General features: G+C 74.7%; 23 protein-coding genes. 12 read left to right on the forward strand and 11 right to left on the reverse strand.

All coding sequences use genetic code 11. From position 1 onward, the window contains the following. Positions 1 to 59: 59 nt before the first annotated feature. Positions 60 to 521 (forward strand): MarR family winged helix-turn-helix transcriptional regulator, encoded by a 462-nt coding sequence (locus tag ZF1_RS25215; protein WP_405421396.1) that lies wholly within the window; start codon positions 60 to 62, stop codon positions 519 to 521. Positions 522 to 606: 85 nt separating this feature from the next. Here ZF1_RS25215 and ZF1_RS25220 read toward each other — a convergent pair whose 3' ends face one another. The 3 genes from ZF1_RS25220 to ZF1_RS25230 are packed head-to-tail and all read right to left on the reverse strand — an operon-like array spanning position 607 to position 3,361. Beyond that, positions 607 to 1,632, reverse strand: a complete 1,026-nt coding sequence (locus ZF1_RS25220) for an NAD(P)-dependent alcohol dehydrogenase (RefSeq protein ID WP_208822929.1) — start codon at positions 1,630 to 1,632, stop codon at positions 607 to 609. Then, complete coding sequence (locus tag ZF1_RS25225) at positions 1,629 to 2,348, reverse strand: iron-sulfur cluster assembly protein (protein WP_224401284.1); 720 nt, start codon at positions 2,346 to 2,348, stop codon at positions 1,629 to 1,631. Before ZF1_RS25225 ends, ZF1_RS25220 begins: the two co-directional genes overlap by 4 nt. Then, positions 2,345 to 3,361 carry an amidohydrolase family protein gene (locus ZF1_RS25230; protein ID WP_073576701.1) on the reverse strand — a complete coding sequence of 339 codons (1,017 nt, stop codon included), beginning with the start codon at positions 3,359 to 3,361 and terminating at the stop codon, positions 2,345 to 2,347. Before ZF1_RS25230 ends, ZF1_RS25225 begins: the two co-directional genes overlap by 4 nt. A gap of 173 nt (positions 3,362 to 3,534) precedes the next feature. On the opposite strand from ZF1_RS25230, the gene ZF1_RS25235 reads away from it, so the two are divergent. The 4 genes from ZF1_RS25235 to ZF1_RS25250 all read left to right on the forward strand — a co-directional run bounded on the left by ZF1_RS25235 (position 3,535) and on the right by ZF1_RS25250 (position 6,791). After that, the gene (locus ZF1_RS25235; protein WP_482638491.1) at positions 3,535 to 4,956 is read left to right on the forward strand and encodes an AAA-type ATPase lid domain-containing protein; all 1,422 of its coding nucleotides are present in this window, start codon (positions 3,535 to 3,537) and stop codon (positions 4,954 to 4,956) included. Between the two features lie 139 nt (positions 4,957 to 5,095). Then, positions 5,096 to 5,323 carry a hypothetical protein gene (locus ZF1_RS25240; protein ID WP_482638492.1) on the forward strand — a complete coding sequence of 76 codons (228 nt, stop codon included), beginning with the start codon at positions 5,096 to 5,098 and terminating at the stop codon, positions 5,321 to 5,323. Between the two features lie 342 nt (positions 5,324 to 5,665). Next, positions 5,666 to 6,289 carry a DedA family protein gene (locus ZF1_RS25245; protein WP_208822936.1) on the forward strand — a complete coding sequence of 208 codons (624 nt, stop codon included), beginning with the start codon at positions 5,666 to 5,668 and terminating at the stop codon, positions 6,287 to 6,289. Between the two features lie 49 nt (positions 6,290 to 6,338). Further along, positions 6,339 to 6,791: a hypothetical protein gene (locus ZF1_RS25250; RefSeq protein WP_482638493.1), complete on the forward strand. Its 453-nt coding sequence runs from the start codon at positions 6,339 to 6,341 to the stop codon at positions 6,789 to 6,791. A 14-nt stretch (positions 6,792 to 6,805) separates the two neighbouring features. On the opposite strand, the gene ZF1_RS25255 is transcribed toward ZF1_RS25250, so the two are convergent. The 4 genes from ZF1_RS25255 to ZF1_RS25270 form a co-directional block, all read right to left on the reverse strand. After that, a complete protein-coding gene (locus tag ZF1_RS25255) occupies positions 6,806 to 7,672 on the reverse strand; it encodes a vWA domain-containing protein (protein ID WP_251787395.1) in 867 nt (288 codons plus the stop codon). Positions 7,673 to 7,755: 83 nt separating this feature from the next. Beyond that, positions 7,756 to 8,688, reverse strand: a complete 933-nt coding sequence (locus ZF1_RS25260) for an AAA family ATPase (protein WP_482638494.1) — start codon at positions 8,686 to 8,688, stop codon at positions 7,756 to 7,758. After that, the gene (locus tag ZF1_RS25265; RefSeq protein WP_251787393.1) at positions 8,688 to 9,800 is read right to left on the reverse strand and encodes an NDMA-dependent alcohol dehydrogenase; all 1,113 of its coding nucleotides are present in this window, start codon (positions 9,798 to 9,800) and stop codon (positions 8,688 to 8,690) included. The genes ZF1_RS25260 and ZF1_RS25265 overlap by 1 nt, the downstream gene beginning before the upstream one ends. Positions 9,801 to 9,913: 113 nt before the next feature. Next, a complete protein-coding gene (locus ZF1_RS25270) occupies positions 9,914 to 11,554 on the reverse strand; it encodes a sigma-54-dependent Fis family transcriptional regulator (protein WP_482638495.1) in 1,641 nt (546 codons plus the stop codon). A 100-nt stretch (positions 11,555 to 11,654) separates the two neighbouring features. Here ZF1_RS25270 and ZF1_RS25275 point away from each other — a divergent pair, with 100 nt between their 5' ends. Then, positions 11,655 to 13,052 carry an amidase gene (locus ZF1_RS25275; protein WP_482638496.1) on the forward strand — a complete coding sequence of 466 codons (1,398 nt, stop codon included), beginning with the start codon at positions 11,655 to 11,657 and terminating at the stop codon, positions 13,050 to 13,052. A gap of 21 nt (positions 13,053 to 13,073) precedes the next feature. On the opposite strand, the gene hppD is transcribed toward ZF1_RS25275, so the two are convergent. Then, positions 13,074 to 14,270, reverse strand: a complete 1,197-nt coding sequence (hppD, locus tag ZF1_RS25280) for a 4-hydroxyphenylpyruvate dioxygenase (RefSeq protein WP_405421370.1) — start codon at positions 14,268 to 14,270, stop codon at positions 13,074 to 13,076. Continuing rightward, a complete protein-coding gene (locus ZF1_RS25285) occupies positions 14,270 to 15,316 on the reverse strand; it encodes a Glu/Leu/Phe/Val dehydrogenase dimerization domain-containing protein (RefSeq protein WP_482638497.1) in 1,047 nt (348 codons plus the stop codon). Before ZF1_RS25285 ends, hppD begins: the two co-directional genes overlap by 1 nt. Positions 15,317 to 15,505: 189 nt before the next feature. Here ZF1_RS25285 and ZF1_RS25290 point away from each other — a divergent pair, with 189 nt between their 5' ends. The 6 genes from ZF1_RS25290 (at position 15,506) to ZF1_RS25315 (ending at position 18,919) form a co-directional block, all read left to right on the forward strand. Further along, positions 15,506 to 16,120, forward strand: coding sequence for a carboxymuconolactone decarboxylase family protein (locus ZF1_RS25290; RefSeq protein WP_482638498.1), 615 nt, complete (start codon positions 15,506 to 15,508; stop codon positions 16,118 to 16,120). Positions 16,121 to 16,155: 35 nt separating this feature from the next. After that, positions 16,156 to 16,596, forward strand: coding sequence for a CBS domain-containing protein (locus ZF1_RS25295; RefSeq protein ID WP_073576711.1), 441 nt, complete (start codon positions 16,156 to 16,158; stop codon positions 16,594 to 16,596). Positions 16,597 to 16,696: 100 nt separating this feature from the next. Beyond that, positions 16,697 to 17,539 carry an aldo/keto reductase gene (locus ZF1_RS25300; RefSeq protein ID WP_405421364.1) on the forward strand — a complete coding sequence of 281 codons (843 nt, stop codon included), beginning with the start codon at positions 16,697 to 16,699 and terminating at the stop codon, positions 17,537 to 17,539. 74 nt (positions 17,540 to 17,613) lie between these two features. After that, entirely contained in the window at positions 17,614 to 17,817 is a 204-nt protein-coding gene (locus ZF1_RS25305) for a CsbD family protein (RefSeq protein WP_405421362.1), read from the forward strand. A gap of 126 nt (positions 17,818 to 17,943) precedes the next feature. After that, a complete protein-coding gene (locus ZF1_RS25310; RefSeq protein WP_308817178.1) occupies positions 17,944 to 18,549 on the forward strand; it encodes an NAD(P)H-dependent oxidoreductase in 606 nt (201 codons plus the stop codon). A gap of 58 nt (positions 18,550 to 18,607) precedes the next feature. Beyond that, the gene (locus ZF1_RS25315) at positions 18,608 to 18,919 is read left to right on the forward strand and encodes a hypothetical protein (protein WP_482638499.1); all 312 of its coding nucleotides are present in this window, start codon (positions 18,608 to 18,610) and stop codon (positions 18,917 to 18,919) included. A 7-nt stretch (positions 18,920 to 18,926) separates the two neighbouring features. Here ZF1_RS25315 and ZF1_RS25320 read toward each other — a convergent pair whose 3' ends face one another. Together ZF1_RS25320 and ZF1_RS25325 are read right to left on the reverse strand one after the other, a co-directional pair. Next, the gene (locus tag ZF1_RS25320) at positions 18,927 to 19,679 is read right to left on the reverse strand and encodes an LLM class flavin-dependent oxidoreductase (protein ID WP_482638500.1); all 753 of its coding nucleotides are present in this window, start codon (positions 19,677 to 19,679) and stop codon (positions 18,927 to 18,929) included. A 2-nt stretch (positions 19,680 to 19,681) separates the two neighbouring features. Continuing rightward, positions 19,682 to 21,634: an acetoacetate--CoA ligase gene (locus tag ZF1_RS25325; protein WP_482638501.1), complete on the reverse strand. Its 1,953-nt coding sequence runs from the start codon at positions 21,632 to 21,634 to the stop codon at positions 19,682 to 19,684. Between the last annotated feature and the right edge of the window lie 79 nt (positions 21,635 to 21,713).

The following is a 21,713-nucleotide window of genomic DNA, read 5'->3' on the forward strand; positions in this document are numbered from 1 at the left end:
GTCATCTACATCCTGCGGCAACATAGATGATGAGTCAACTATTCCGCTACGATGGTGCCGTGACACGGTGGCTGGACGAGCGCGAGCAGGTGGCCTGGCGAGGGCTGCTCCGGATGCAGGCCCGCCTGCAGGGCGAGCTGCACCGGCGGCTGCAGACCGGGTCGGGGCTCTCGCTCACCGACTTCGACGTGCTGGTGGCCCTGACCGACCGGCCCGACGAGCGGTGCCGGGTGCTGGAGCTGGCGACGCTGCTGGAGTGGGAGAAGAGCAGGCTCTCCCACCACCTGGCCCGGATGCAGAAGCGCGGCCTGGTCGCCCGCGAGGAGTGCGACGACGACGGCCGCGGCAACTACGTCGTGCTCACCGCGGCGGGCCGGGCGGCGATCGAGGCCGCGGCGCCGGGGCACGTGGAGACCGTGCGGGAGCTGGTCTTCGACGCCCTCTCCGACGACGACGTGGCCGCGCTGACCCGGATCACCGCCGCCGTGCAGGCCCGGCTCGACGGCCGCGCCCCCCGCTGACCGCGTTCCGCGGAACGCGCGACGGCCCGCACCGGGCGTCGCCGGTACGGGCCGTCGTGAGCGGGACCGCGATCGGAACAGCAGGTCAGGGCACCAGGATGGCGCGGCCCCTGACCTTCCCGGCGTCGAGGTCGTCGAGCGCGGACTGGAAGTCGTCCAGGGCGTAGGTGCTGGTGTGCAGGGTGACCCGGCCGCGGGCGGCCAGCTCCATCAGGTCGCAGAGATCGTTGTAGGACCCGACCAGGTTGCCGACCACGTTCACCTCGGCCGAGATCAGGTCGATCGTCGGGACGTCGACGTTCTCCCCGTAGCCGACCACGTGGTAGTCCCCCGCACGCCGGGTCATCGCCAGGCCCTGGGCGGTGGAGCCGCCCTCGCCGACGAAGTCGATCACGGCCTCGGCGCCGTTCCCGCCGGTGAGCGACAGGACCTCGTCGACCTGCCCGCCGTCGGCGACGATCCCGTCGTCGGCGCCGATCTCCAGCGCCAGCTTCACCGCGTCCGGGTTGCGGTCGAGCACGACCAGCCGGGCCGGGGTCAGCGCCTTCAGCACCTGGATGCCGATGTGGCCGAGCCCGCCCGCCCCGATGACGACGCAGGTGTCGCGCGGTCCCAGCCGGCGTGCGGCCTTGGCCGCGGCGTGGTAGGCGGTGAGGCCGGCGTCGGCGAGGGCGGCGACGTCGGCGGGCTGCAGCGACGGGTCCAGCTTGACGACGCTGCGCGCCGAGGTGCGCAGGTACTCGGCGTAGCCGCCGTGGGTGTCGATGCCCGGGAACGCCGAGGCGGTGCAGTGCACGTCGTCGCCGGAGCGGCAGGCGCGGCACAGGCCGCAGGTGGCGAGCGGATGCAGGATGACGCCGTCGCCCTCACGGACGTGGGTCACGGCCGACCCCACGGACTCGACCCAGCCCGCGTTCTCGTGGCCGATCGTGTAGGGCAGCGCGACCTGCGACTTCTCCGCCCACTGCCCCTCGAGGACGTGCAGGTCGGTGCGGCAGACCCCGGCCCCGCCGATCCGGACGACGACGTCGAACGGGTCGACGACCTCCGGCTTCGGGACCTCGGTCAGCTCCATCGGCCGGTGGTAGCCGACCACCTGTACTGCTCTCACGACACGGATCCCTTCACGGACTCGGGGTAGCGGGTCTTCAGGAGCCCGCGGCAGAAGTGGGCGTTGCCCTCGATGGAGATCCGCACCGAGCGGGCCATCCGCAGCTTCAGCGGAACCTGCTCGGCCGGGTACGGGACGCCGTCGTGGCCGACCAGGACCGGCCGGTCGCCGCCGGTGGGCAGGCCGATCGCCGCGCGGCGGCGCAGCAGGGCGTCGGTGGCCGGGCCCGCGGGCAGGTCGGCCAGCGTGACGCCGTGCAGCGACTCGGGCGTCCGGTCCGGGTCGACCCGCAGCAGCCCGGTCAGCGAGCGCTCCATCGCGGCGGTGTGCGCCTTGCGCCGGAAGGTCTCGCGCAGCTCGTCGAGGTCGGACTCGGCCTCGTGCCGGAAGGTGCCCTTGTAGCCGGCGTCGGCGGCCAGCCCGGCGTTGATGAGGTCGGAGTCGTGGTGGTCGTCGAGCTCGACCACGACCTCGCCGGTCCAGTCCAGCGCGGTGAGCACGTCCTTCGCGTCCGAGCACATCAGGTAGGCGAAGTTCGGCGCGCAGAACGCGGTGGGCAGGCGCAGGTGCAGGGTGACCCGGTCGCCGTCGACGTCGAGGGAACGGACGAACTCCAGGTCGGTGATCGGCTCGTCCAGCTCGGGGTCGACGACGGCGTCGAGCGCCCGGAACGCCTGGTCGGTGCGCGAGGTGCGGGCGAGGGCGGGGGCGCTCACGACGCCACCGGGACCTCGGTCGGGGTCTCGTCGCGCAGCTGCAGCTCGGCGGGGACCTCGATGTCGTACATCGCCGCGGCGTTGAGACCCAGGATCTTCTTCTTCTGGGCGGTGGTCAGCGGCGCGTACTCGGACAGCTCGTCCGGGATCTCGAAGTCGACGAAGCGCTCGACCAGCCAGCGCGGGGTCCAGATCGCGTAGTCGCTGGAGAACTGGATGCGGTCCTCGCCCAGCCAGTACAGGAGCTCGCCGATGATCTGGCCGAAGTACTTGGGCCGGGTGTGGATGAACGGCATCGCGACGGCCAGGCCGGCGTGCACGTTCGGCTCCTGGGTGGCGATCCAGCAGAAGTCCTCGAGGCGCGGCAGGCCGCAGTGCTCGACGACGAAGTTCAGGTCGGTGAAGTCGGTGGCGACCTTGTCCACGTCGGCGACGTCGAACGCGTCGCGGTCCAGCGGGCGGATGGTGGGGCCCTTGTGGATGTGGATGTTGCGGATGCCCAGCTCCTGGGCCGCCTCGAGGTACTTGTAGGACCAGTGGTCGTCGAGCTTCCAGCCGCGGGACTCGCCGTGCCACTCCGCGGTGTAGAGCTTCGCGCCCTTCAGGCCGAAGCGCTTCGCGTCCTCGCGCAGCTGCCGCAGGCCCTGCTCGCCGTTGCGGGGGTCCCAGTGGTGGTTGTAGGTCAGCTTGTCCGGGTGGGCCTGGGCGAGGGCGAAGGCCTCCTCGGTCTGGCCGAACCCGTTGTCGTAGAACTCGCCCAGGTAGGCGGGCTGGAACACCGCGTGGTCGACGTGACCGTCGGTGAACAGGTCCTTCATCAGCCGCTCGCCGCCCTGGTAGAGGTAGTCCTCGTAGGGCCAGACCTCGGACTCGGGGCTCAGGTTGCGGTGGTAGTCGTAGAAGCAGTCGATGAACTGCTTGCCGTGGATGTTGCGCTGGTTCTCCGGGCGTGCGTCCCAGAGCGCCACGTGGGCGTCCACGATGAAGTAGGACTCACCGTTCTTCGAGTACATCGTCGTCCCTCTCAGGTCGCGGCGAGGTGGTGGGCACCCCGCGACTGCGCGGGCCGGTGGGGGATCCCGCGTCGAGGGCCGAAGGTAGGAACGGCGGCGCCCCGGCGGTCGTGATCACCGTCTCAACCTGAGACGAGACGGCGTCGCGACGGCGTCGCTGATGTGACACGGTCGTGAGCAGCAGGTACGAGGAGGTACGCGCGATGGGGCAGTCACTGGCTCCGGCCCGGATCTCGGCGTCCTGGGCGCGCAGCGAGACCTACGGCGCCCCCACCGAGGCCGTCGACCCGGCGTTCACCGGCGCCGTCGACGACGGCTCGTTGTTCGCCCGGTGCGGCGGCGAGGTGCTCGCCGGGCTGCACGAGGGCCTGCCGGGCGAGCCGATCTCACTGATGCTGACCGACGCCGACGGCATCGTCGTCTCCCGGCTCTGCGACGAGCGCGCCCTGCTCGACGCGCTGGACCGCACCTACCTCGCACCCGGGTTCGCCTTCGGCGAGCGGGAGGCGGGGACCACCGGGCTCGGCCTGGCCCTGGCCGACCGGGTCCCGTCGCTGGTCCGCGGCGACGAGCACTACTGCACCGGGTTGTGGGGCTACACCTGCGCGGCGGCCCCCGTGCTCGACCCCGTCGACGGGTCGCTGCTCGGCAGCATCAACCTCACCACCTGGTCGCAGCGCTCCGACGGTCTGCTGCTCGCGCTGGCGCGCACCGCGGCCGGGCAGACCTCGGCGCTGATGCTCGCGCACGGACGCGGCGCGAGTCCCCGGCGCGCGCCGCGCGGCGAGGTCTTCCGGGTCGCCCCGCAGCCCGTCGGCGGGACCGCGGCGCTCGGCCCGGCCTGGGCCGCCGCGCTCGACGAGGTCCGCGACGCGCTGCGCGACGGCGCCCGGGTCGGGGTGGTCGGCGAGCCCGGCGCCGGCAAGTCCGCGCTGCTCGCCGCGGCCCTGCGCGCCGTCCGCCCGCGGCACCGGGTGCTGCACGCCCGCCCGCCGGCCGCCGAGGACGCGGTGTCCTGGCTGTCGCTGTGGTCCCCGGAGCTGGGCAAGGACGACACCGCGGTCATCGCGGGACGGGTGCACGAGCTGCCCGCGCCCGTCGCGACCCGGCTGGCGGCGCTGGTCCGGTCGCTGCCGCGGGCGTCGCTGAGCGTCACCGCGGGCGGTGTCGACGGGATACCGGACGCGCTGTCACGGCTGCTCGACGTCGTCGTCGAGGTGCCGGCGCTGCGCCACCGTCCCGAGGACGTGCCGGTGCTCGCCGCGCACTTCGCCCGCGACGGCGTCACCTTCACCGACGCCGCCGCCCGCGCGCTGCGCACCTACTCCTGGCCGGGCAACGTCGAGCAGCTGCGCCGCACCGTGCGCGACGCCGCCGCCCGCAGCACCCTCGTCGACGTGCGGCACCTGCCCCCGGAGCTGCTCGCCACCCGATCCGGATCGCTGACCCGGATCGAGTCGCTGGAGCGCGACGAGCTGGTCCGCTGCCTCACCGAGCACGGCATGAGCGTCACCCGGGCCGCGGAGACGCTCGGCATCAGCCGCGCGACGGCGTACCGGCGGGTGCAGCGCTACGGGATCACGACCTCCCGGTGAGACCGTTGCGGCATCATCGGTTCCGTGCCGCAGACGGTCCTCGTCGCCGACGGCGTCCAGGTCCTCACCGGGTGCGCCGCGGTCCGGTCGACGCCCTCGTCCTGGACGTGATGATGCCCGCCCTCGACGGCCTCGGCGTGTGCCGCGTGCTGCGCGCCGACGACCGGAGAACGCGGCGACGTTCGACGCCGACCCCGACCACGTCGTCGAGGTGGCGGGGCGGGGCGGGACCGTGACGGTCGCCGACCGCGGCCCCGGCGGCGGCGCCGCGGTCGGCTTCTCCGTCGGCCCGCAGCGGCTCCTCCCGGGTCCCGGCACCGGTCTCACCGACAGCACACCGGATCCGACGGGCCCCGGAGGTACCTGACCCCCGGCCGGACGAGCGGATGCCCACCCGCCGTCCGCCCCGACCTGCCCACCCGGACGGGGGACGCGCTCACCGGACCGGTGCTACCGGTGGCCGTGCTCACGGCCGTGGCGGGACCTCCGGACCTGCCGATCCCGGTCGACGGTGGGACGATCGATGTGCCGGGCGACGACGCCCCGGGAGACCCGGCGGCCGGCCCGGCCACGGGACTCGACACCGCCACCCGACGACGCCGTCACACCCGGTGACGAGGACCCCGCGTCGTGCGACGACGACGGGCCGCCCGCCGCCCGGTGCGGCACACAGGGCACCATTCGGTGTAGGAGCTGATGGGAGGCGTTCGTGTTCGGACTCGCGGACACCGTGGCCGCACTGCTGGCCGCGATCCCTGCTGCGCCCGTCCGGTCGCTCCTCGTGATCGGGGTCGGGGCGTTCCTCGAGGGTCCGATCGTCACGGTCGCCGCCGCCGCGCTCGCCGGGGCCGGGCAGCTCCCCTGGTGGGGGGTGTGGCTGGCCGCGCTGGTCGCCGACGTCGTCGGGGACACCGCGCTCTACGCGCTGGGCCGCAACGGCGACCGGCCGGCCGTCGCCCGCGTGCTGAACCGGCTGGGCCTGACCGAGGAGCGCCGCGAGGTGCTGACCCGCGAGGTCCACACGCACCTGCCGCGGATCGTCATCGGCGCCAAGCTCGTCGACATCGGCGCGATCCCGGCCTACCTGGCCGCCGGGCTGTCCAAGGTCGGCTACCGCCGCTTCCTGGCCTGGATCATCCCCACCACCGCGGTGCGCGCCGCGGTGCTCGTCGGGATCGGCTACGCGGCCGGTGACCGGCTCGCCACCGACCTGGAGTCGCGGCCCTGGCTGCTCGTCGTCGGCGGGATCGCCGTCGGGCTGACCCTGGTCCTCGGGCGCACCGCGATCGTGCGGGCCACCGGCTCGCGACGTCGCGCCGACGCCCGGTCCTGACCGGGTCGATCCCCTCGCGCCGAACGTCCCCGACGGCCCGGGCCTGTCGGTGCGGTTCCCGACCCTGGTCGGGCTGCTGAGCCTCGCGAACGCGGTGTCGGCGGGGCTGCTGGTCACCGCGATCCTCGACGGCTCCTCCGGCGGCTCGGCCGCCCCGCTGCCGGCCGGCGGGGCGGCGATCTGGCTGACCGACATCATCGCGTTCGCGGTCTGGTACCGGCAGCTCGACCGCGGCGGGCCGGCGGCACGGGCGCACGGGCGCCGTCCCACCGCGGACCTCCTGTTCGTGCAGATGCAGAGCACCGACCCGCACGACGCCGACTGGGAGCCCCGCTCCGCCGACTACCTGTACCTGTCGTTCACCAACGCCACCGCGTTCAGCCCCACCGACGTGATGCCGCTGAGCCGGTGGGCGACGATGCTGATGCTCGTCCAGGCACTGGTGTCGCTGGTGACGATCACGCTCGTCGTCTACCGGGCCGTGAACGTGCTGGGCGGCTGAGTCCCGGGCGGGGCTCAGCCACCCAGGAGGGACCGCAGCACCCCCGGTGCGTCCGACGGGCCGGCGACCGGCGCCCACCGCGCGTTGCTGCGCGCGGCCAGCTCGGCCGCCTGCTCGTGGTCGGACTCCGGGGCCAGGATCAGCAGCTCCGGGACCTGCCGCGCCGCCGGGACCGGGTCGTGGTCGTCGGTGGCCCGGCAGTCCGAGAGCAGCACGACGATCCGCCGCTCCGCGCGCGTCCGTTCCAGCTGCGCGGTGGCCGCCCGCAACGCACCCGACAGCGCGGTCACCCCGTGCCCGCGCAGGCCCAGCACCCGGTCGACGACCGCCGACGGCGGACGGGTGGACCCGATGTCGCGCAGGACCCGGGTCTCGGCGGCGAACGACAGCACCGCGTGGTCACCGGGTGCCCGGAACGCGCAGGCCGCGGCGGTCAGCGCCGCCGCGGCGAGCCGGTCCCCGCCCATCGACCCGGACGCGTCCACCACCAGGCACAACGCGAGCGCGGGCCGCGCCCAGGTGCGCGCGGTCAGCTCGTCGAGCCCGACCGGGCGCCGCGCCGCGCGGGCCTCGGCGACCGCGCCCAGCGAGGCGTCCAGGTCCAGGTCGCCGCCGCGGTCGGCCGGGACCGCACGCAGCCTGCCGATCCCGCGCCGGGTGACCCGGCCGGACCGGCCGATCTCCAGCACGACCCGGCCGGCGAGCCTGCGGGCCGCCGCCCGCAGCTTCTCGTCGGTGGCCTTGCCCATGTCGACGAGCAGCGTCAGCGTCTCGTCGGGACGCTCGGCGAGCGCGGCGTCGAACGCGTCGGGGTCGAGCACCCCGACCTCGGGCGAGATCTCGGTGAACCCGGGGTGGCCCGCCAGGGAGCTGCGGGCCACCGTGCGGTCCTCCGGGCGCGCACGCGGCCGGGACGGACGGGTGGAGCCGTCCGCGGGCCGGGGACCGCCCGCCGGTGGCGGGCTCAGGCTCCCCCCGACGCATCACCGCCGTCCGCGGCCCCGTCGGCGTCGTCGGCGGGTTCCCGGCCGAACTCGGCCGTGTACAGCTCGCGGACGATGTCCTCGGCGCTGCGGGAGCCGGACTCGGCGAGCCGGATGCGGCCGGACAGCGCGACCAGCGCCGCGTCCAGCCCGGCCCGCCAGTCGGTGGTCTCCCGGCCGCGCCGGGCCGCCAGCGCCGCGGCGATACGGACGATGTCGATCGCCCCGCGCACCGAGGAGCCCACGTGCACGTCCGGGTGCTCCCGGGTCCGGCGGACCAGGGAGACGACCTTGGCCCGCCACTGCTCGTCGACCTCGGGGCCGCGCAGCGCGACGACCGCGGTCTCGTCCCCGGCGGTCTGGTAGCCCATCGCGATCCGGCAGACCCGGTCGTAGACGGCGGAGGAGATCCGGGCGGTGCCGACGGCGTCGAACGGGTTCATCGCGGCGACCAGCCGGAATCCCTCGTGCGCGGTGATGCGGCCCAGCCGGGGCACGTGCAGCTCGCCCTCGCTCATCACGGTGATGAGGACGTTGAGGGTCTCCTCCGGGATCCGGTTGATCTCCTCGACGTAGAGCAGGGCCCCGGAGCGCAGCGCCTCGGCCAGCGGACCGTCGACGAAGGTCTCGGGGTTGTAGCCCCGCTCCAGGACCTTGGCCGGGTCGAAGTGCCCGACCAGCCGGGCCGGGGTGAGCTCGGCGTTGCCCTCGACGAACACGAACGGGAGCTCGGCCTCCTCGGCCACCGACCGCAGCAGCGTCGTCTTCCCGGTGCCCGGCGGGCCCTCCAGGACGACGTGGGCGCCGGCCTCCAGCGCCGCGACGAGGAGTTCGACCTCCCGGCCGCGGCCGACGACGGGGGTCCCCGCGGGACCGGCCGCAGCCGGTCCCGCGGGGTTCGTGACAGACCCCATCAGTGCTCGTGGACGAGGACGCCGCGGACGTTCTTGCCCGCGAGCAGGTCGTCGTAGCCCTCGTTGACCTGCTCGAGGGTGTAGGTCCGCGTGATGATCTCGTCGAGCTTCAGGTCCCCGCTCTGGTAGAGGCCGAGGATCTTGGGGATGTCGACGGTCGGGTTGCAGTCGCCGAACAGCGAGCCCTTCACCGTCTTCTTGAACAGCGTCAGGATCGAGCCCGGCAGCGTGACGTTGGTCGTCGAGAGCTTGTTCAGGCCGGTCAGCACGACGGTGCCGCCCTTGCCGGTGTTCTCGAACGCGCCGGTGACGATCTCCTCGGTCACGATGCCCGCGGTGACGATCGTCTTGTCCGCGCCGTTGCCGTTGGTCATGGCGCGGGCCAGGTCACCGGCCTCTGCGGCGGTGGCGACGGCGTGCGTGGCGCCGAGCTCCATCGCCTTCTCGCGCTTGTTGGCCAGCGGGTCGACGGCGATGAGGTTCTTCGCGCCGGCGTAGCGGGCGCCCTGGACGGCGTTGATGCCGATGCCGCCGACGCCGGCGACGATCACCGTGTCGCCCGGCTCGACCTTCGCCGCGTTGACCGCGGAGCCCCACCCGGTGGGTACGCCGCAGCCGACGAGCACGGCCTTGTCCAGCGGGAGGTCGTCGTCGACCTTGACCACCGAGTTCTGGTGGATCGTGGAGTACTGGGAGAACGTGCCCAGCATGCACATCGCGCCGTACTGGCCCTTCGGCCCGGTAAAGGGGAAGCGCTCGCCCGGCAGGTAGCCCTCGAGGATGGTCGCGCCCATGTCGCAGATGGCCTGCTGCCCGGTCGCGCACCAGCGGCAGACCCCGCAGTTGGGGATGAACGAGCAGACGACGTGGTCGCCCGGCTTCACCCGGGTGACGCCCGGGCCGACGTCCTCGATGATCCCGGCGCCCTCGTGCCCGAGGACCATCGGCAGGCGTGCCTCGAGGTCGCCGTGCGCGATGTGGACGTCGGAGTGGCACAGCCCGGCGTGGGTGTAGCGGATGAGGACCTCACCCTGCTGCGGCCCGTCGAGCTCGAGCTCCTCGATCTCGATCGGCTTGCCGGCCTCGTAGACGACTGCTGCCTTGGTCTTCACGGGCACGCTCCTCTGCGCTGGTGACGTCGGTGTCGCCCCGGATCCTGTCCCACCCCCGGGGGTGTGGCGTGTTCCACATGTGGACACGTGCGCACTGCCTCATACCGGGCGGGCTACGTCTCCGCCACGTCGAGCGCGCGCATCCGGCGGTACAGGGTGGTGCGGCTGATCCCGAGCGCCCGCGCGGCCTCGCGCTTGTTGCCGCCCGCGACCGTCAGGGCGTGCTGGATCGCGACCCGTTCGGCGCGCTCCCGGCCGCCGAGCCGGGTGATCCGCGGGCCGGGCCGCAGGTGCTCCGGCAGGTCCTCGACGTCGATCCGGCGGGTCCCGGACAGGTGCGCCAGTTCGGTCACGACCCGGGTCAGCTCGGTGAGGTTGCCCGGCCAGGCGTACGCGGACAGCGCCGCGACCGCGGACCGGGTCAGGATCAGCTCCCGGCCCGGCCGGACCCGTGCGGCGATGTCGGCGACCAGCCCGGGCAGCTCGTCGCGGCGTTCGCGCAGCGGCGCGAGCTCGACGCGGCTCGCGCACCGGGCGACCAGCCGCGCCGCCGGGACGGACAGCTCCCCGACCGGGCCGCAGGTGAGTACGAGACGGGTCGGGCCGGCGTCGAGCAGCGGGCGGAGCACGGTGCAGAGCTCCTCGGGCAGGACGTCCACGTCGTCGACGACGACCGCGGGCACCCCCTCCCCGAGCAGCGCGGACAGCCGGGCCGCCCAGTCCCGGGACGGTCCGGTGAGGGCGTCGGTGGCCGCCAGCACGACCGGGTCGGCGGTACCGAGCAGCCGGGCCGCCTCGGTGCTGCGCCCGGTCCCGGGCTCACCCGCGACCAGCACCGAGCGCCCGGTGGGAACCGGCCGCGCGGTGCGGCGGACCTGCTCGCGCGGCGCCGCACGGACCGGGACGAGGTGGAACAGCACCCCGTCCGCCGTGTCCGCGACGGTCTCGGCCCGCACCCGGATCCCGGCGCCGTCGGGCGCCTCCAGCACCCGGGTCAGCGGGCCGTTCTCGACGACCTCGGTCCGCAGCGTCGCGAGCAGGTCCATCCCGCCCTCGCCCAGCACGGTGACCGCGCCGCGGTTGGTCAGCACCACGTCCGAACCGAGGACCACGATCGGCGACGAGCGCCGCCGGGTGGCCTCCTGGAAGGCGAGGAACAGCCTGCGGTCGCCGTCGCGGGCGGTCTCGACGATCCGCTCCTCGATGTCCCGGGCGGCACGCGACAGCAGCGGCGCGAACAGCGGGTGGGCGCGCCCGCCGGCGACCGTGATGTCGAGGACGCCCTCGGTACGGCCGCGCAGCGGGTGCCGGATCGGGTGGCCGAAGCAGCTGACGCCCTTGAGCCCGGCCAGGAAGTGCTCCTCGCCGTGGACGGCGATGCCGCGGCCGGTCTCGGCGGCCGTGCCGATCCCGTTGGTCCCCAGCACCTGCTCGTCGGCGGCCGCCCCGACCACCAGGCCGATGTCGTCGAACGCCGAGTCGAGGGTGCGGTCGTCGCACCAGATGTCGAGGATCCGGCAGTCCCGGTCGGCCAGCTGCACCGAGAACGGCTCACCGGCGAGCTCGGCCGCCAGCGCCTGCAGCACCGGCTCCGCGGCGACCGCGAGCCGGCCGACCCGGTCGACCTCCGCGATCTCCGGCCGGTCGACGCGGTCGGGGTCGATGCCCGCCAGCCGCGCACGCCGCCAGGACGAGGCGATGTGCTCGCGCACGCCCCCCGGGGCGGATCGGCCGACGGCTCCGTCGAAACCCATGGCGCACACCTTCCGTGACCGTGGTGACCGAGGCGACACTACCCGCGCCCGGCCGGGTCCCCGGTCGTGCGCGGGCGGGCGGGGTGCAGGATCGTCCGACATGGACCGACGCGTACACGCGTTCACCGACGACGCCCTGGGCGACGACGACGCCGTCGCCCTCGCCGAGCGGCTGCGCCGCCGTGAGGTCGCGCCCGCCGAGCTGCGCGCCGCCGTCGCCGCGCGCGCCGCCCGGGTCGAGCCGCACCTGCACGGCCTCGCCCTGGACCGCACCGCCGACCCCGTCACCGGGGACACCGGCGGCCCGCTGGCCGGGGTGCCGACGCTGGTCAAGGACAACGTCGAGGTGCGGGGATGGCCCGCGGGCCACGGCACCCGGGCGTTCGTCCCCGCCCCGTCGCGCGAGCACGCCGAGGTGACCCGGCAGCTGCTCGCGGCCGGGCTGGACCTGGTGGGCACGACCCGGATGCCGGAGTACGGGCTGAACGCCTCCACCGAGTTCGCCGACGCCGAGCCGACCCGCAACCCGTGGGACCCGCGCTTCTCGGCCGGCGCGTCCTCGGGCGGGGCGGCCGCGCTCGTGGCCGCCGGCGTGGTGCCGCTGGCCCACGCCAACGACGGCGGCGGCTCGATCCGCATCCCGGCCGCGGCCTGCGGGCTGGTCGGGCTCAAGCCGTCGCGCGGGCGGCTCGCGCCGAACGCGACCGGCGCCCGGATGCCGATCGACCTCGTCGCCGACGGCGTGGTGTCCCGATCGGTCCGCGACACCGCGGTGTTCCTCGGCGCCGCCGACCGCGGGCGCCGCAACCCGGCGCTGCCACCGCTGGGCCTGGTCGAGGGCCCCGCCCGGCGACGCCTGCGGGTCGGACTGCTGCTGGAGTCCCCCACCGGCGCCGCCGTCGACGCCGACACCCGCGAGACCGTCACCGCCGTCGCCGAGCTGCTCGCCAAGCAGGGCCACGAGGTGTCCGAGGCCGTCACCGGGGTGGGGACCCGGTTCGTCGACGACTTCCTCGACTACTGGGGGCTGCTCGCGTTCTCCGTGGTCACCGGCGGCCGGCTGCTGCACGGGCGCACCTTCGACCCGCACCGCCTCGACGGCCTGACCCACGGCCTGGCCGACCACTACCGTCGCGCGCTGGCCCGCACCCCGGTGTTCCTGCACCGCCTGCGCCGGGTCGCGGCCACCCACGCCGAGCTGTTCACCCGGCACGACGTGCTGCTCTCCCCGGTGCTCGCGCACACCCCGCCGGAGATCGGGTGGCTCGCGCCGACGGTGCCGATCGAGCAGCTCACCGCCCGGCTGCTCGACTACGTGGCGTTCACCCCGCTGGCCAACGTCGCCGGGGCGCCCGCCGTCGCGCTGCCCGCCGGGGCGACGGCCGGCGGGCTGCCGGTGGGGGTGCACCTGGAGGGCACGGTCGGCGACGAACGGACGCTGCTGGAGCTGGCGTACGCCATCGAGGCCGACCGCCCCTGGCGGCGGATCCGGGACTGACCCGGCCCGGACACGCACCGGTCAGACGTTGCCGCGGCGCTCCTGCTCCCGCTCGATCGCCTCGAACAGCGCCTTGAAGTTGCCCTTGCCGAAGCCGAGCGAGCCGTGCCGCTCGATGAGCTCGAAGAACACCGTGGGCCGGTCCCCGACCGGCTTGGTGAAGATCTGCAGCAGGTAGCCGTCCTCGTCGCGGTCGACGAGGATCCCGCGGGAGGCCAGCTCGGCGATCGGGACCCGCACCGACCCGATCCGGGCCCGCAGCTCCGGGTCGGAGTAGTAGGCGTCCGGGGTGTCGAGGAACTCCACGCCGCGCGAACGCAGCACGTCGACGGTGGTGAGGATGTCGTTCGTCGCCAGCGCGAGGTGCTGGGCACCGGGGCCGCGGTGGAAGTCGAGGTACTCGTCGATCTGGGACTTCCGACGGCCGGGGCTGGGCTCGTTGAGCGGGAACTTCACCCGGTGGTTGCCCGACGCGACGACCTTGCTCATCAGCGCCGAGTAGTCGGTGGCGATGTCGTCGCCGATGAACTCGGCCATGTTCGTGAAGCCCATGATCCGGTGGTAGAAGTCCACCCAGGAGTCCATGCGGCCGTACTCGACGTTCCCGACGACGTGGTCGAGCGCCTGGAACAGCCGGCGCGGCGCGTCCGCGGGCCGGTCCACCGAGGAGCTGCGGGCGACGTGGCCGGGCAGGTACGGGCCGGTGTAGCGGGACCGGTCGACCAGGGTGTGCCGGGTGTCGCCGTAGGTGGCGATCGCGGCGGAGCGCACGGTGCCGTGCTCGTCGGTCGTGTCGTGCGGCTCGACCAGCACGGTGGCCCCCTGGGCGCGGGCGTGGGCGATGCAGCGGTCGACGTCGGGGACCTCGAGGGCGATGTCGACGATGCCGTCGCCGTGCCGGCGGTGGTGGTCGGCGACCGGGCTGTCCGGGTCGACGGCGCCACGCAGCTCGAACCGGACCGCGCCCGAGCGCAGCACGTAGGAGTGGTGGTCGCGGTTGCCGGTCTCCGGCCCGGAGTACGCGACGAGCTCCATGCCGTAGACGACCTGGTAGAGCTGCGCGGCCTGGGTGGCGTTGCCGACCGCCCAGACCACGGCGTCCCAGCCGGTGACCGGGAACGGGTCGGCGGAGTCGTCGTGGGAGACGAGGCCGACCAGGCGTCGCAGGGCGGCGGCGTCGAGATCGGCGAGCTTCTCGGAGTCGGTGAGGATGTCCATCAGTGCTCTCCCGTCAGTGTGCGGGCGGCCAGCTCCTGTGCCGCGGTGACCGTGGTGGTGCCATGCGTGCGGGCGTCGGCGAAGACGCCGGTCAGGGTGTCGCCGATCGCGCGGGTCCGGCCGGCGACGGCGTCGGCGCTCCAGCCGAGGACCTCGCGGCCGACCAGGTGGATGGCGCCGCCGGCGTTGGCGACGAAGTCCGGGGCGTGGACGATGCCGCGCCGGCGCAGGACCTCGGCCGCGTACGGGTCGGCGAGCAGGTTGTTCGCCGCGCCCGCGACGACCGCGGTGGGGAGGGTCTCGGCGACCTCGGCGGTGATCAGACCGCCGGTGGCGCACGGGACCAGCACGTCGCACTCGCGGGTGGTCACCGCGCCGGTGTCGACCACCTCGGCGCCCAGCTCGTCGGCGACCGCGGCGCAGCGGGCCGGGTCGACGTCGGTGACGATCAGCTTGGCCCCGGCGTCGGCGGCGAGCCGGGCGACGTCGGCGCCGACCGCGCCGAGCCCCTGGACCAGCACCCGCAGCCCGTCGACGCCGTCGAACCCGGCCTCCGCGACTCCCGCGCGGATCGCGGCGAACACCCCGAGGGCGGTCATCGGGCCGGACGAGCCGGGCCCGCCCGCCGCGACCGAGCGGCCGAACACGTGCGGGGTCAGGCCGGCGAGCACGTCCATGTCGGCCGAGCAGGTCCCGACGTCCGGGCCGGTGGTGTAGTTCCCGCCGAGCAGCTCCAGGTTGGCCGCGTGGATCTCGAGGATGCGGCGCCAGGTCGCCTCGCCGAGCTCGGCGCGCGGCGCCGGGAGCGCGATCACCGACTTGCCGCCGCCCATCGGCAGGCCCGCGACGGCCATCTTCAGCGTCATCGCCCCGGCCAGGCGGCGGGCGTCGGCGACGGCGTCGCCGGGCGAGGGGTAGACCATCGCGCGGGTCCCGCCCGACGCCGGTCCGAGACGGGTCGAGTGCACCCCGATCACGAACCACGCGCCCGTCCCCCGGTCGTACCGGACCGAGGTCAGTTCGCCGTCCCACTCGGGCAGAGCCATCCCGCGCCTCCATCGCCTCGCTGGTGTGCAGCGAGGACACCGCTGATCCCGGTATCTACGCAACCGGCCCACCACGAGCTGCACACCGGCGGCAGGTCACCCGGCCGTGGTGCCGGTCCACCTGGACGGATCGCCCAGGAGATCGGCGTCACCCCCGGGGCCCGTCGCCGGCGTCCGTAACCTGGACCGGTGACGACCAGCGACGCCACGACGCCCGCCGACCTGCGCGGCAGGCCCCGACCGCCGGTCCACCCGCGGACCGCGCCGTCGGACCCGGCCGGGCTGGACCCCGGGCGCGCCGCGCTGCACGCCCGCATCGCGACCGGCCCGCGCGGAGCGCAGGCCCGGGTCCCGCTGGTCGACGACGCCGGCCGCCTGCTCGGCCCGTTCGCGACGATGCTGTTCTCCCCGCGCATCGGCGACGCCGTGCAGCAGGTCGGCGCGGCCCTGCGCACCGACGACGACCTCCCGCCCCGGCTGCGTGAGCTCGCCGTTCTCGCCGTCGCCGTGCACCACGGGTCGGCCTTCGAGTGGTCCGCGCACGAGGGCCTCGCCCGCGACACCGGGCTGTCCGGGGCGCAGCTGCAGGCCCTGCTCGACGGCGGCGTCCCCGACGGCCTCGACGAGGCCGAGCGGGTCGCGCTGACCACCGTGCGGGCCCTGCTCACCCGGCACGACCTGGGGGACGGCGCCTACGCCACCGCGCTGCGGGCGCTGGGCCGGGACACCCTCGCGGCGCTGGTGTGGCTGACCGGGTACTACTCGATGCTGGCCACGGCACTCGCCGTGTTCCGGCCGGAGTGAGGCCGGGTAACCCGCGTGGAGAGGGGAGGGACGCGATGAGCACCGCACCGAGCACCGCACCGGACGGGGTGCGCGTGGCCGCGGCCATGCACACCTTCCCCAAGACCTGTGGACCGGCGACGACCGTCGCGCAGGCGTGGGCGGCGTTCGAGCGACCCAAGGTGCACTCGCTGCTGGTCCTCGACGCGGGACGGCTGCTCGCGGTGGTCGACCGGGCCGACCTGACCGGGGCCGGACCGGACGAGCCCGCCGCGCCCCTCGGGACGCTCGGCGGGCGGGTGGCCCACGCCGGCGACGACCTGGCCTCGACCTGGGCGGCGATGGCCGACGCCGGGCGGCGGCGGGTCGCCGTCGTCGACGACGCCGGCCGGCTGCTCGGGCTGCTCTGCCTCAAGCGGCACGGTCGCGGGTTCTGCTCCGACGCGGGCATCCAGGCCCGGATCGACGAGCGCGCGGCGGCCCCGGACGGGCCGTGAGGCGGCCCACCGCGGGGAACACCGGCGCCGGGCCGGACGCTGGACGGGGTGACCACCTCCGACGCCGCCGTCGCCACCCGCAGTCGAGAGGACCCTCCCGGTGACCCACACCGACGACACCGTGCTCCTGAACGGGGGCGTCGCCATGCCCCGTCTCGGGTTCGGTGTGTCCGAGTCCCGCGACGCCCACGCCGCCGTCGCCGAGGCGCTCGCGCAGGGCTACCGCAGCATCGACACCGCCGCCGTCTACGAGAACGAGACCGGCGTCGGCGCCGCGCTGGCCGGTTCCGGCCTGCCCCGCTCCGAGCTGTTCGTGACCACCAAGGTCTGGAACGTCGACGGCGACCGCCCCGACGCGCTGGGCGCGGCACGGCGCAGCCTGGACCGGCTGGGGCTCGACCACGTCGACCTGCTGCTCGTGCACTGGCCCAACGACGACCTCGGGCACTGCCTGTCGACCTGGGAGGCGATGGAGCAGCTGCTGGCCGAGGGCCGCACCCGCGCGGTCGGGGTGTCGAACTTCCGACCGTCGCACCTGCGCAGGCTCCGCTCGCTCGGCGGTCGGCTCCCGGCGCTCAACCAGGTCGAGCTGCACCCGCACCACCAGCAGCCGGAGCAGCGCGCGGTGCACGCCGCGCTGGGCATCGTCACCGGCGCCTGGAGCCCGCTGGGCCGCGGCGCGGTCCTCGGCGAGCCGGTCCTGGCCCGGATCGCCGACCGGCACGGCGTCACCCCCGCCCAGGTGGTCCTGCGCTGGCACCTGCAGCAGGGCACCGTCGCCGTCCCGAAGTCCGACGACGCGGGGCGCATCGCCGCCAACCGCGATCTCGCCGGGTTCACCCTCGACGGGGCCGACCTCGCCGCCGTCGCCGCGCTGCACCGGACCGACGGACGGGGCCGGATCGGCCCGGTGCCCGGCCGGGTGGACCGCATCGCGTCCTGAGTGACGTGTGTCACGTCCGCGTGAGGACGGCGGGGCGACCATCCTCGAACGACCAGTCCATCGAGGAGGCAGTCGTGTCGTTCACCGACAAGGTCACGAACAAGGCCGAGAACGCCGTGGGCGTCGCCAAGGAGAAGACCGGCGCGGCCACCGGCGACCGGGAGCTCCAGGCCGAGGGCAAGGCCGAGCAGTCGAAGGCGTCGCTGAAGGACGCCGGCGAGAAGCTGAAGGACGCCGCGGGCAACGTGAAGGACGCGTTCGGCGGCTCGAAGGGCTGAGTCCGGGACGGAGTGACGGGGGCGACCGGGACGCATGCCGGTCGCCCCCACCGGGAACGCGACGGAGGTACCGAGCCGGGTCCAGTGCCGTACCGGGCTCCTCCCCTCACATCTACCGGAGGAACCATGAGCACCGTCAAGCTCGCCGTCGTCTACTACTCCGCCACCGGCACCGTCGACGCGATGGCCCACCGGGCCGCGCAGGCCGGCGAGAAGGCGGGCGCCGAGGTGCGCCTGCGCCGCGTCGCCCGCGAGGCGACCACCGGTGAGCGCGAGGCCACCGACGCGCAGGCCGCGCACGCCGAGGCCGCCCCGGAGGTCACCGCCGCGACCGCCGACGACATCGTGTGGGCCGACGCGGTCCTGTTCGGCTCGCCCACCCGCTACGGCAACATCGCGGGCCAGCTGAAGACCTTCATCGACTCGCTCGGCCCGCAGTGGGGCCAGGGCCTGCTCGCCGACAAGGTCTACGCCGGGTTCACCGCCAGCCAGACCCTGCACGGCGGCCAGGAGTCCACGCTGCTCGCGCTGTACAACACGATCCACCACTTCGGCGGGATCGTCGTCGCGCCCGGGTACACCGACCCGACCAAGTTCGTCGACGGCAACCCCTACGGCGCCTCGCACGTGACCGGGGCGGACAACGACGCCCCGCTCGGTGAGGCCGACAATGCGGCTCTCGACCACCTCGCCACCCGCGTGGTCACCGTCGCCGGGAAGCTCGCGGGCTGAGCCGGATCCGGCGACGCGACACCGTCCACCGCGCCACGCCGCGGGCTAGCCTCGGTGCATGTACTTCCGGATCACCCCCGGCGACGTCGAGCTCGTCGACCCGGATGACGTGCGGAGCTTCCATGTCGTCGCCCCCGCGGACCTGACCGAGGACACGCTCGCCGACACCGTGCGCAGCACCGGTCTCGGCGAGGTCGCCGACGACGGCGGGCACGTCCTGGTGCGCGTCGACGCGGTCCGCAGGCTGGCGGCGGGCCGGGTCGGCCCGGACTGGGAGGACGACCTCGCCGGGATGCTCGGTTACGCCCGGAGCAAGGGCTGGCTCTCCGACGACGGCGACTCGGTGCGCGCCCACGTCGAGCGCCGCTGAGACCGGGCTACGGCAGTAGCGCCCGGACCCTGTCGGGGTCCGGGCCGCCCGGCCCGATGACCACGACGGCGTCGTCGAAGCCCGCGTCGGCGTAGCGGGCCAGGTCGTCCCGCAGGCGCCCGAGGTCGGCCCCCGCGGGCACCGGGAGGGCGTAGGCGACCGCGCGACCGCCGCCGCCCCCGGCCGCCCGGTAGCGGCCGAGCGCCTCCACCATCTCGTCCGGCGTGGTGCGGTAGCCGGAGGCGAGCCAGCCGTCGAAGGACCGGGCGGCCTTCTCGACGTTCGCGCCCCACGACCCCAGCAGCAGCGGCGGCCGGGCGGTGGGGGCGTCCGCGAGCCGGGCGTCGGCGTCGCCGCCGCGTTCCAGCAGCTCACGCAACCGGACCACGTTCTCGTCGAAGGTCCGGAAACGGGTCCGGTGGTCCCGGTCGAGGGCGGCGTAGTCGTCGCGGGTCGAGCCGGGACTCACCCCGAGCGCGAGCCGGTCCCCGCAGACCGCCTGCAGCGACAGCATCCGGTGGGCCAGTTCGGCCGGGTGGTGCAGCGGGACCTGCACCGTGCCCGTCGACAGGCCGACGCCGTCGGTGGCGCCGGCTGCGACGGCCAGTGCGACGAACGGGTCGGGCACCAGCCGTCCACGGCCGATGATCTCCGGCGCCCACAGGTGCGCGAAACCGGCGCCGGCGAGTCGCCGGGCCCACCCGGCGACCGGGTACGGCGGCGCGTCGGACAGGTGCGCGAGCGTCGCGCCCAGCCGCACCGCTACGCCCGCCGGTCCGCGGCGAACCGGGCATACCAGCGCAACGCGTCCGGGTCGTCGACCGAGGCGATGTTCGCGGCCTTCTCCAGCGGACGGCCCGCCATCAGCTTCTTGATCGGCACCTCCAGCCGCTTCCCGCTCAGCGTGTGCGGCACTGCGGGGGCCTCGACGATCTCGTCCGGGACGTGCCGCGGCGTCAGCCGGGACCGCAGGGTGGACACGATCGTGGCCCGCAGGTCGTCGTCGAGGGCGTGACCCTGCGCGGGGACGACGAACAGGCCCAGCCAGTACTCGTCGTCGGGGAGATCGACGCCGACGACCAGCGCCTCGTCGATCTCCTCCATCGTGTCGAGGACGTCGTAGAAGTCGCCGCTGCCCAGCCGGACGCCCTGCCGGTTGAGGGTGGAGTCCGAGCGGCCGTGGATGGAGACGCTGCCGTCGGCGTGCAGGGTCACCCAGTCCCCGTGCCGCCACACACCGGGCCAGGTGTCGAAGTAGGAGTCGGTGTAGCGCTCGGCGTCCGGGTCGTTCCACAGGTGCACCGGCATCGACGGCATCGGCTGGAGGACCACCAGGTCCCCGACCTCGTCGACGACCGGGTTCCCGTCCTCGTCCCAGGCCGCACAGTCGACGCCCGCGAGCCGGCCGCCGATCCGCCCGGCCCGGACCGGGGAGTACTCGTTCGCGCCGACGAACGAGCCGGAGACGTCGGTGCCGCCACTGGTCGAGTCGATCCGCATGTCCGGGCTGACGTGGGAGTACAGCCAGTCGTAGCCGGCGGGCGGCAGCGCCGAGCCGCTGACCATGACGTGCCGCAGCCGGGACAGGTCGTGCTCGGCGCGCGGGGACACCCCGGTGTTCGCCGTCGCGGTGACGACGGCCGCCCCCATCAGGACGACGTCGGCGCCGGTCCGGGCGGCGACCTCCCAGACCGCGCCCGGCGGGTGGCCGGGGCTGCCCTCGTAGAGCACGATGCTCGCGCCCTGGGTGAGCGCCCCGAGCTGCATGTTCCACAGCGCCCAGCCGGTGGAGGTGTAGGTGAACATGCGCTCGCCGGCCCGCAGGCCGCAGTACAGCCCGGACCACTTCAGGCCCTCGAGGGTGATGCCGCCGTGGCCGTGCACGAGGCCCTTCGGCAGGCCGGTGGTGCCGGAGGTGAACAGCACCCACAGCGGGTGCGAGAACTCGACCTGCGTGAACTCCGGCTCGGCGTCGACGGCGAGCAGCTCGTCCCACGGCGTCGTGCCCTCGGGGGCGGGCCGGTCGAACACGTAGGGGACGGCCACGACGTGGCGCACGGTCGGCAGCTCGGCCCGCAGCCGCGCGACGACGTCGGCGCGGTCGACCTCGCGGCCGTTCCAGTGGTAGCCGTCGGCGACGACGAGCACGGTCGGTTCGAGCTGGGCGAGCCGGCCGATGGTGCCCTCGGCGCCGAAGTCCGGTGAGCAGCACGACCAGACCGCGCCGACCGCGGCCGCGGCCAGCAGCCCGATCACGGCGTGCTCGGTGTTGGGCAGGTAGGCGCAGACCCGGTCCCCGGGGCGCACCCCGGCCCGGCGCAGCCAGCCGGCGGCGGCCGCGACCGACCGGCGGAGCCCGCCGCGGGTGATCTCCCGGGCGGGCGCACCGCCCTCCTGCACGCACACCAGGGCGGGGTCGTCGTCGGCGCCGCGGCGCAGCGCGTGCTCGGCCCAGTTCAGCCGGGCCCCGGTGAACCACCGGGTGTGCGGCATGGCGTCCGCGGTGCGGACCTGCTCCCACGGCGTCGAGAACGCGACGTCGTAGTGGTCGACGACCGAACGCCAGAACCGGTCGACGTCGGCGACCGACCACGCGTGCAGGGCGTCGTGATCGTCGAACGGGCGGCCCTCCCGCTCGGCCAGCCAGTCCAGGTAGGCGCGCAACGCGGACCGCTCGATGCGCTCCGCCGACGGGCTCCAGAGGACGTCGGTCATCGGTGTCTCCTCCGTGGGGGCGTCCCGCGCGTCGGCGGACCCACCCGGGAGGTGGACCCGCCGACGCGGTGCTGCGGTG

The sequence above is a fragment of the Pseudonocardia sp. ZF1 genome, from assembly GCF_056835605.1.